The following is a 9,751-nucleotide window of genomic DNA, read 5'->3' as shown; positions in this document are numbered from 1 at the left end:
ACTGGGGCGCCGGATGCTGAGAGGCCATCGCGATGATCTGACCGGTTGTTCGAGGTGCCCTGAAGTCGCTCCCACAAGGTCGCCGCGACCTGCAAAGGGTCGAAAAACGCCCTGGCCGCGGTGCCGGCGGCGGCGCCGCTACAGCGCGCTGCCGCCGAACTTGTGCGTGTACTGCAGGTACAGGCTGCGGCCCACGGTGTCGAACCAGGACACGTCGTAGTACGGATACGACGTGTAGGTGCGGTCGCGCGGCGGCATCTTGTCGAACAGGTTGGTCACCGCCAGCGACAGCTGCGCGTGGTCGCCGATGCGGTACTGCACCGAGGCGTTGTAGCGGTAGGTGGCGCCGATCCACGGGCTGTCGCCGCTGTCCGGGTCGTAGACCTGGTCGTAGGAATCGGAACTGGGCAGGCGCCCCAGGCGCTCGCCGTGCAGCGTCGCTGACCACGCCTTGCGTTCCCACGACACGCTGGCGCTGGCCTTGCTGCGCGGGATGTCGTAGCCGCTGTTGACCGCGAACTCGTCCACCATCGCTTCGCCGGCGTAGACCTGGATGTCGTGGCGGCGCACCCAGGTGTAGCTGCCGCTGAAGCGGAACGTGCCGATCCCGGTGTCCAGCCGGTAGTGGGTGCTGAGGTCGATGCCGCTGGTGCTTTCGCGGGCGATGTTGATCGGGTTGACGTAGACCCCGTACAGGTCGCCGTCGGCGCTGCGGGTGACCCGCGCCAGCGCCTGCTGGCAGGTGGTCGAGGCCGCATCCAGGTTGCCCAGCCGGCACTCGGATTCGTCGCGCAGCACCTGGTCCACGCGCAGGTCCTGCACCTGGTTGCGCATGTCGATGTCGAAGTAGTCCACCGACACGTCCAGCTCCGGTCGCGGCGACCAGACGAAGCCGGCGGTCCACGAGGTGCTGGTTTCCGGGTCCAGTTTGCGGTTGCCGCTGCGGCCGCGGATGATCGCCTCGTCGTTGTAGCTGCAGTCCTCGATCGCCACGCCGGGTTCTTCGCTGGCGCAGCGGTAGTAGTCCACGCCGGAGGTCTCGTCGTTGCCGGCGCCGGCGTAGATGTAGTGCAGGTCCGGCGCGCGGAACGCGGTGCCGTAGGAGCTGCGCAGCAGCAGCGTGTCCAGCGGCCGCCATTCCAGCCCGCCGCTGTAGGTGAACTTGCCCAGGGTGCGGCCGGAGAAGCGGTACTGGTCGTAGCGTCCGGCCAGGCTCAGCGCCAGCGTCGACAGCACCGGCAGGCGCAGCTCGCTGGCCAGCGCCCAGCGGTTGCGGCTGCCGTGGCCGTCGGAATCCTTCCAGCTGTAGTAGTAGTACTGGGTGGCCAGCGGATCCGGACGCAGGTCGTAGCCCTGGTTGCCGAACTCGGCGGTGGCCGACAGCCCGGCGTCGCCGCCGGGCAGCGCGAACAGGCTGGGATTGGTCACGGTGAAGGCGGCGGTGTCGGTGCGCGAGCGCGGTTGGTACACGCTGCGCTGGGCGATGCTGTCGTATTCGGTGCGGGTCAGCGGCGTGTACAGGCGCTGCGGGTCGGCATTGAAGATCGGCAGGTCGGAGTCTTCGTCCACGCCCAACTGCTCGCCGAGGAACAACGCGTTGGCACGCTCGGCGACGATCTGCGGCCAGCTGATCGTGGCCTGGTACTGCGAATGGCTGAGGCTGGCCTCGTAGTCCCAGTCGCTGGCCAGCTTGCCCTTGAAGCCGGTGGTCAGGCTGAAGGTCTTTTGCCGGGTGCGGATGGTGCCGGCGTTGAGCCCGCCCATTTCCTCGGGACTGAACTGGCGGCCCCAGGCCTCGATCTGGTCGGTGGCCTGGTTGTAGAAATAGCCTTCCTCGTTGCCGTCCGCGGCCATGTAGCCCCACTGGGTCACGTCGCGGAACAGCGACAGCTCGTGGTAGCCGAGTTGCAGGTCGGCGAACCACTCGGTGCCGCCGTCGAAGGCGTAGCTCAGCGAGGCGTAGGCGTTGATGCCGCGGCGCTTGTTGCCGATGGTGCCGTAGCCGATCGACGCGCTGCTGCCGCAGAACTCGCCGTAGCCCGGGCGCGAGGCGTAGCCGGTGCTGCCGCGGTTGAGGCCGGACACCGCCTCGCAGGTGGCCGCGCCGGGATCGAGATAGTTGTCGTCGTAGTCGGTGCGCAGGAAGGTGCGGCGCGGCACCTGCGAACGCACGGTGGGGCCGTCCAGGGTGCTGTCCTGGCGGCTGCGCTGGTAGGCCCACAGCGGATTCTGGGTCACCGCTTCGGCGCCGAACACCGCATCGAACGCGCCGCGCGAGAAGCCGCTGCTGATGCTCAGGTTGAAACTGTCGCCACCGCCGCCGCTGGTGTCGCCGAAGCGGTAGTCCAGGGTGGTGCCGTCGGCCTGCTTCTTGAGGATGAAGTTGACCACGCCGGAGATCGCGTCCGAGCCGTAGATCGCCGAGGCGCTGCCGGTCAGGATCTCGATGCGGTCGATCATGCCCAGCGGGATGTTGGAGATATCGGTGAAGTTGCTGCGGCCCTTGAACGGCATCGGGAAGTCGGCGATGCGGCGGCCGTTGACCAGCACCAGGGTGTGGTTGGGGCCGAGCCCGCGCAGGTCCACCTGCTGCGCGCCGGGCGAGAAGTCGGCGCCGCTGGCCGACTGCGGGCTCTGCGTCTCGCCGCCGTTCTGGGTCATCGCGCGCAGCACGTCCGGGACCGAGGTGAAGCCGTTGGCCTTGATCTGTTCGGCGCTGATCACGCTGATCGGCGCCGGCCCTTCCAGTTGCGCGCGCGGAATGCGCGAACCGGTGACCTGCAGCGTCTGCAGTTCGGCGACCGGTTCGGCGGGCGCGGCGGCGGGCAGCGTGGCGCGCACCGGTTGCGCGCGCGGCGCTGCCGGGGCCGGCTCCTGGCGGCGCACCAGCCAGGCGCCGGAGGCATCGCGCTGGGCGACGAAGCCGCTGCCGTGCAGCACGCGTTGCAGCGCCTGCGCGGTGTCCAGCTGGCCGTGCGCGCCGGCGCTGCGTGCGCCGTCGAGCTGGTCGGCGCGGTAGATCAGCTGCGCGCCGGATTGCCGCGCCAGCGCCTCCAGCGCCGCGCGCAGCGGGCCGGCGGGAATGTTCACCTGGCTGGCCGCGGCTTGGCCGTCGGCGGCCGCTTGCGCCTGCGCCGCGCAGGCGGTCGCACAGGCCATGCTCAGCAGCAGGACACGCATCGGATATCGCATCGAGTTTTCTCCCCTAAACCAGGCGCAGGGCCACGCCCCCGCTAGTCATGACGAACGAGTTACGCAAATCCCCCCGTCGCGTCGCACCGCCGCGCGCGGCCGCGCTCAGCGGCTGTGCAACAGCACCTGGTCGCCGCGGCGCTCGGCGCGGATCGGGAAGCCCTGCTCGAGCAGGCGCACGAACGCGTCGGTATTGGACCAGCGGAAGTTGCCGCCGACGCGCAGCGCGCCGGCACTGGCGTCGGCCACCTGCAGCTTGACCGTGTTGTAGCGGTTGAACTCGGCCACGGCCGCCTGCAGCGGGGTGTCGTCGAAGGTCAGGTAGCCGTTGCGCCAGTCCAGCGCGCGTTCGGCCTCGGCCAGTGCGACCCGGCGCACCAGCACTCCGTGCGGGCCGGCCAGGGCGATGCTGCCGGCCGGCAGCAGGGTCGGCGGCGCCTGCGGATTCGCCGCCGACTCCAGCCGCACCGTGCCCTCGGTGACCACCACGCGCAGCGCGTCGGCATCGCGGCGCACCGCGAAGCGCGTGCCCACCGCGATCACCCGGCGCGCGCCGCTGGCGACCACGAACGGCCGCGCCGGATCCTTGCTCACCTCGAAGAACGCCTCGCCGCGCTGCAGGTCGATATGCCGCTGCGCACGCGACAGCGCCACGTCGATGCGGCTGTCGCTGCTCAGCGTCGCGTGCGAGCCGTCGGCCAATGCCAGTGGGCGCAGGCTGCCGGTGGCGCTGGCGTAGGCGACCGGCTGCAGCGCCGCGGATTGGCGCCAGGCCAGGCCCAGCACCGCGCCGAGCAGCAGCGTCGCGGCCAGCGCCAGCGGCCAGCGCCGGCGCGCGCGCGCGGGTGCGCGCGGCGCGAAGCGCAACTGACCGAGGTCGGCCGGCGTACCGGGTGCGACCGCTGCCGCGGCGCCGTCGTTCGCTTCGGTGGCGTTCGCCAAGGCGTCTCCACCCGCCAATCCCCGCCAGCTGCCGCGTGGCGGAATGTGGCCGTCGCGCTGGCCCGCACCCAGCGCCTGCAGCCGCCCGCTTTCCTGCCACGCCGCGCGCAGGCGCAGGAACGCCACCCGGTGCGCCGTGGCCGCGGCCAGCCACGCCTCCAGCCGCGCCTGCTGCTGCGGCGTCCAATCGCCGCGGTCGCAGCGCGCCAGCCAGGCCGCGGCGCGCAGCTCAATCCGCCTGCCGTCCATCCTGTGCCCGTGCCTGCCGCGGCGCCGCGGGCGCGCGCGCGCCGTCGTCGCCATGAAAATGATCGGCCAGCAGGCGCATGCCCTTGGCCACGTGCTTTTCCACGGTCTTCTCGCTGATGCCCAGACGCATGGCTACCTCCTTTTGCGACAGTTCCTCGACCCGCCGCAGCCAGATCACGCTGCGGCAGCGGTCGGGCAGGCGGTCGAAGGCGGCCGCCAGCCGTCCCAGTACCTGCCGCCCGCCGCACCAGCGTTCCGGCGACAGCTCGTCTACCAGGACGTGCAGCGACTCCAAATCACCCACTGCCTCGATCGACACCACCCGGCTGCGCCGCCGCCGGTCGCTCATCAGGTGCCGCGCGGTGGCGAACAGGAACGACTTGGGCAGGCTCGGCCGCGCCTTGCCGGCGGCCTCGTAGACGCGCACGTAGATTTCCTGGCGCAGGTCGTGCCATTCCTCGCGCTGCGGCCAGCAGCGCCGCAGGTAGCCGCTCAGCGCCTGCTCGTGGACGAGGATCTCGTGGACGAACCAATCGTCGAGGGAGGCGGGCATGCATCCCACATTAGCCGATCGTCCGCCCGTGTGGCAGCGCCCGCGCGCCGCCGCGAACCGGTACAACGACGAGGGGGGAAACCGCGCCGCCGTTCGTCCCCTGTCTGCAACGAACCGCCCGTCCGCCCCTCGAGGAGATCCGCATGACCCGTTCCGTCGGCACGTTCCGGCCCTGGCTGGTGGCATTGCTGGGCCTGTACCTGGCCGCGCCCGCCGCCGCGCGCGATTACCGCCAGTACCTGATCGGCGATCCGGCCCTGCCCACGCCCGGCCCGGTCGCGCCGGGGCTGCTGCTGATGGGCGGCGGCGACCGCAACTACGACGCGCTGCGCTGGTTCATGGCCAAGGCCGGGCACGGCCACGTGGTGGTGCTGCGCGCCTCGCAAGGCAACGAAGTGGCCGAGGAGTTCTACCGCGACGTCGGCGGCGTGGCCTCGGTGGAGACCTTCGTGTTCAGCGGCCGCGGCGCCTCCAGCGATCCGGCGCTGCTGCGCAGCCTGGCCCGCGCCGACGGCATCTTCATCGCCGGCGGCGACCAGTCGCGCTACGTGCGCTACTGGAAGGGCACGCCGGTGGCCGCCGCGCTGGACGCGCACGTGCGAGCCGGCAAGCCGCTCGGCGGCACCAGCGCCGGCCTGGCGATGCTGGGCGAGTACCTGTACGGGGCGATGGACGGCGGCAGCCTGACCAGCGCGCCGGCGCTGGCCGATCCGTTGGGGCCGGCCACCACCATCGAGACCGACTTCCTGCACCTGGACCTGCTCAAGCGCGTCATCACCGACACCCACTTCAAGGAACGCGACCGGCTCGGCCGGCTGTTCGCGTTCCGCGCCAAGGCGGCGACGCTGGCCCCGGCCGGGCAGCCGCTGATCGGCCTGGGCGTGGACGAGAGCGCGGCGTTGGCGGTGGAGGGCGACGGCAGCGCGCGGGTCTATGCCACCGATCCGCAGGCCGGCGCCACCGTGGTCGCCGGCCCGCTGCAGCCGGCCACGCCGGCCGGACAGCCGCTGCAGGCGGCACGCATCGAGACGGTCGGCGTCGGCCCCGGTTCCACCCTGCACCTGCCCGACGGCCGGGTCGATGCGCCGGTGTTCCACCGCTACTACGCGGTGCGCGATGGGCAAATGCGCGAGATTCCCGCCACCACCCTGGTGATCCACGGCGGCGCCGGGGTCGAGCGCGCCAGCAGCAGCGCCGCCGACCTGGCGCAGGCGCGTGCGGCGATGGAAACGGCCCTGCGCACCGGGCAGGCGCTGCTGGCGCAGGGCAAGCCGGCGGTGGACGCGGTCGCCGCGGCGATCGCGGTGCTGGAGGATTCGCCGCAGTTCAACGCCGGCAAGGGCGCGGTGTTCACCCACGACGGCCGCAACGAACTGGACGCGGCGATCATGGACGGCGCCAGCGGCAAGGCCGGCGCGGTGGCCGGGGTGCACCGGGTGAAGAACCCGATCCAGCTGGCGCGCGCGGTGATGGACCAGTCCGAGCACGTGATGCTGGTCGGCGACGGCGCCGAGGCATTCGCGCGCCAGCACGGGGTGACCCTGGTCGATCCGTCCTACTTCCGCACCGAGAAGCGCTGGAAGCAGCTGCAGCAGGCACTGAAGGAAGAGGCGAACAAGCAGGCGCACGCCGACCTGGAGACCGCCAAGCACTTCGGCACAGTCGGCGCGCTGGCGCTGGACACGCAGGGCCGGCTGGCCGCGGGCACCTCCACCGGCGGCATGACCAACAAGCGCTACGGCCGCGTCGGCGACTCGCCGATCATCGGCGCCGGCACCTACGCCGACAGCCGCTGCGCGGTGTCCGGCACCGGCTGGGGCGAGTTCTACATCCGCGCGGTGGCGGCCTACGACATCTGCGCGCGGGTCAAGTACGCCGGGCAGAGCCTGGCGCAGGCGGCCGAGGCGGTGATCGACCAGCAGATCCCCAAGGCCGGCGGCGACGGCGGCGCGATCGCGCTGGGCGCCGACGGCAGCGTCGCCTTCCCGTTCAACACCGAGGGCATGTACCGCGGCTGGATCGGCGCCGACGGCGTGCCGCACGTGGCCATCTTCAAGGACGAGGCGCTGCCGCTGCCTGGGACGCTGTAGTCGATGTGCCGGCCGGCTGGCGATCGCCAGCCGGACCATGTCTCCCGGGCAAGCCCCGTCGCGACTGAAGTCGCTCCCACAAGGAGCCTCGCCGTTGCTGCCATGTCGGCCAAGCCCACTGTGGGAGCGACTTCAGTCGCGACGCGCCGAGCCTTCAACCCAGGCCGCTCCTGCCGCCATCGCCAACCTGATCCGCCGGCCCACCCCCAGATCCAATGGCACATGCCCGCCCCGCGCAAACCGCGTAGCGTGCGCGGCTGCCCCGCCACCATGTCCCTGTCAGGAGTTCCACCCCATGTCGCGTACTGTCGTTCTGGCCGCCGCCATCAGCCTGGCGCTGGCAGCCTGTTCCGGTAAGGAGTCCACCCCCGTGCCCGCCGCCCCCGCCGCTTCGCAGTCCCCCGCTCCCGCCGCCGCCAATCCGCTGTTGAGCGCCAGCACGCTGCCGTTCCAGGCGCCGCCGTTCGACAAGATCAAGGACGCCGACTACCTGCCCGCGTTCGAAGAGGGCATGAAGCAGCACCTGGCCGAGATCCGCAAGATCGCCGACAACGCCGAGCCGGCCACCTTCGCCAACACCATCGAGGCGATGGAGCGCAGCGGCCAGACCCTGAGCCGGGTCCAGCGGATCTTCTTCGGCCTGGTCCAGGCCGACACCAACGACGAACGCCAGAAGATCCAGGAAGCGGTGGCGCCGAAGCTGGCCGAGCACCAGGACGAGATCAGCCTGGACCCGAAGCTGTTCGCGCGGATCAAGGCGATCTACGACCAGCGCGACACGCTGAACCTGGAGCCGGAGCAGAAGCGCCTGGTCGAGCGCGACTACGAGGAATTCGTGCGTTCCGGCGCGCAGCTGTCCGATGCCGACAAGGCGACGCTGCGCAAGCTCAACGTCGAGGAAACCACGCTGGCCACCCAGTTCCACACCAAGCTGGTCGCGGCCACCGCCGCCGGTGCGGTGGTGGTGGACGACAAGGCCAAGCTCGACGGCCTGTCCGAGGGCGACATCGCCTCGGCCGCGCAGGACGCCGCGGCGCGCAAGCTCGACGGCAAGTATTTGCTCGCGCTGCAGAACACCACCCAGCAGCCGGTGCTGGCCTCGCTGAAGGACCGCGAGCTGCGCACCCAGGTGATGGCCGCCTCGCAGTCGCGCGCCGAGAAGGGCGACGCCAACGACACCCGCCAGACCATCCAGCGCCTGGCCCAGCTGCGCGCGCAGAAGGCCAAGCTGCTCGGCTTCGACAGCTACGCCGCCTACAGCCTGGGCGACCAGATGGCCAAGACCCCGGCCGCGGCGCTGAAGCTGCTCACCGACACCGTGCCGGCGGCCACCGCCAAGGCGCGCAGCGAGATCGCCGAGATGCAGAAGGTGATCGATGCGCAGAAGGGCGGCTTCAAGCTCGCCGCGTCCGACTGGGACTTCTACGCCGAGCAGGTGCGCAAGGCCAAGTACGACCTGGACGAATCGCAGATCAAGCCGTACTTCGAGCTGGACAACGTGCTCAAGAACGGCGTGTTCTACGCCGCCACCGAGCTGTACGGCATCACCTTCAAGGAACGCACCGACATTCCGACCTACAACCCGGACATGAAGGTGTACGAAGTGTTCGACCAGGACGGCACCTCGATGGCGCTGTTCTACACCGACTACTACAAGCGCGACAGCAAGTCCGGCGGCGCGTGGATGGACGTGTTCGTCGAGCAGGACGGCCTCACCGGCGCCAAGCCGGTGGTGTACAACGTCTGCAACTTCACCAAGCCCGCGCCCGGCCAGCCGGCGCTGCTCAGCTTCGACGACGTCACCACCATGTTCCACGAGTTCGGCCACGCGCTGCACGGCATGTTCTCCAAGGTGAAGTACCCGTCGATCGCCGGCACCGCGACCTCGCGCGACTTCGTCGAGTTCCCGTCGCAGTTCAACGAGCACTGGGCCTCGGATCCGAAGGTGTTCGCGCACTACGCCAAGCATTACCAGACCGGCGAAGCGATGCCGGCCGAGCTGGTGGAGAAGATCAAGAAGGCGCGCACCTTCAACCAGGGCTATGCGACCACCGAGTACCTGTCGGCGGCGCTGCTCGACCTGGCCTGGCACACCCAGCCGGCCGACGCGCCGCTGCAGGACGTGGACAAGTTCGAAGCCGACGCGCTGAAGAAGTTCAAGGTGGACGTGGCCGAAGTGCCGCCGCGCTACCGCACCACCTATTTCGACCACATCTGGGGCGGCGGCTATTCGGCCGGCTACTACGCCTACTTCTGGTCGGAAGTGCTCGACGACGACGCGTTCGAATGGTTCAAGGAGAACGGCGGCCTGTCGCGCAAGAACGGCGACATCTTCCGCGCCAAGATCCTCTCGCGCGGCAACACCGTCGACCTGGCCACCCTGTACCGCGATTTCCGCGGCAAGGATCCCAGCGTCGAACCGCTGCTGGAAAACCGCGGCCTGAAGGACTGAGTCGCGTCTCGCCGCACGCGGTGATCGAGAACGGGATGGCCCAACGGCCATCCCGTTCTTCGTTGCGGCGGATGCGAAACGGTGGCGGCGACCCTGTAGGAGGGGCTTCAGCCCCGACCTCATCCGCAACCGCGAGCAAGCGCGTTTCGAGCGTCATGGTTTCCCAAGCCGACCGCCCACCGGCGCCGTGCCGCGACCGATGGTCCGAGGCCCCCGGAGCCGCTCTTACAGGGAGAGCATGCGATTGCCTGCTGGGTGCACTGCAGGAGGGGC

5 protein-coding genes and 1 pseudogene are annotated in these 9,751 nt (G+C 70.4%); 3 read left to right on the top strand and 3 right to left on the bottom strand.

Going from position 1 to position 9,751, the window contains the following annotated elements:
• Positions 1–138 precede the first annotated feature (138 nt).
• The 3 genes from H9658_RS15270 to H9658_RS15260 all read right to left on the bottom strand — a co-directional run bounded on the left by H9658_RS15270 (position 139) and on the right by H9658_RS15260 (position 4,936).
• Positions 139–3,180, bottom strand: a complete 3,042-nt coding sequence (locus H9658_RS15270; RefSeq protein ID WP_225209997.1) for a TonB-dependent receptor — start codon at positions 3,178–3,180, stop codon at positions 139–141.
• Between the two features lie 117 nt (positions 3,181–3,297).
• Entirely contained in the window at positions 3,298–4,383 is a 1,086-nt protein-coding gene (locus H9658_RS15265; protein ID WP_191825970.1) for a FecR family protein, read from the bottom strand.
• Complete coding sequence (locus H9658_RS15260) at positions 4,364–4,936, bottom strand: RNA polymerase sigma factor (RefSeq protein WP_191825969.1); 573 nt, start codon at positions 4,934–4,936, stop codon at positions 4,364–4,366. The genes H9658_RS15265 and H9658_RS15260 overlap by 20 nt, the downstream gene beginning before the upstream one ends.
• Positions 4,937–5,079: 143 nt before the next feature.
• On the opposite strand from H9658_RS15260, the pseudogene H9658_RS22995 reads away from it, so the two are divergent.
• The 3 genes and pseudogenes from H9658_RS22995 to dcp all read left to right on the top strand — a co-directional run.
• Positions 5,080–5,844 (top strand): annotated as a pseudogene (locus tag H9658_RS22995) (cyanophycinase); the annotation flags it as partial.
• A gap of 216 nt (positions 5,845–6,060) precedes the next feature.
• Positions 6,061–7,026 carry an isoaspartyl peptidase/L-asparaginase family protein gene (locus H9658_RS22990; protein ID WP_225210014.1) on the top strand — a complete coding sequence of 322 codons (966 nt, stop codon included), beginning with the start codon at positions 6,061–6,063 and terminating at the stop codon, positions 7,024–7,026.
• A gap of 295 nt (positions 7,027–7,321) precedes the next feature.
• Positions 7,322–9,478: a peptidyl-dipeptidase Dcp gene (gene dcp, locus H9658_RS15250; RefSeq protein WP_179571096.1), complete on the top strand. Its 2,157-nt coding sequence runs from the start codon at positions 7,322–7,324 to the stop codon at positions 9,476–9,478.
• The last annotated feature ends 273 nt before the right edge of the window (positions 9,479–9,751 follow it).

This window comes from Xanthomonas bonasiae, assembly GCF_014836395.1.
GTDB classification, from domain to species: domain Bacteria; phylum Pseudomonadota; class Gammaproteobacteria; order Xanthomonadales; family Xanthomonadaceae; genus Xanthomonas_A; species Xanthomonas_A bonasiae.
This window is presented reverse-complemented; position numbering and strand designations above follow the sequence as displayed.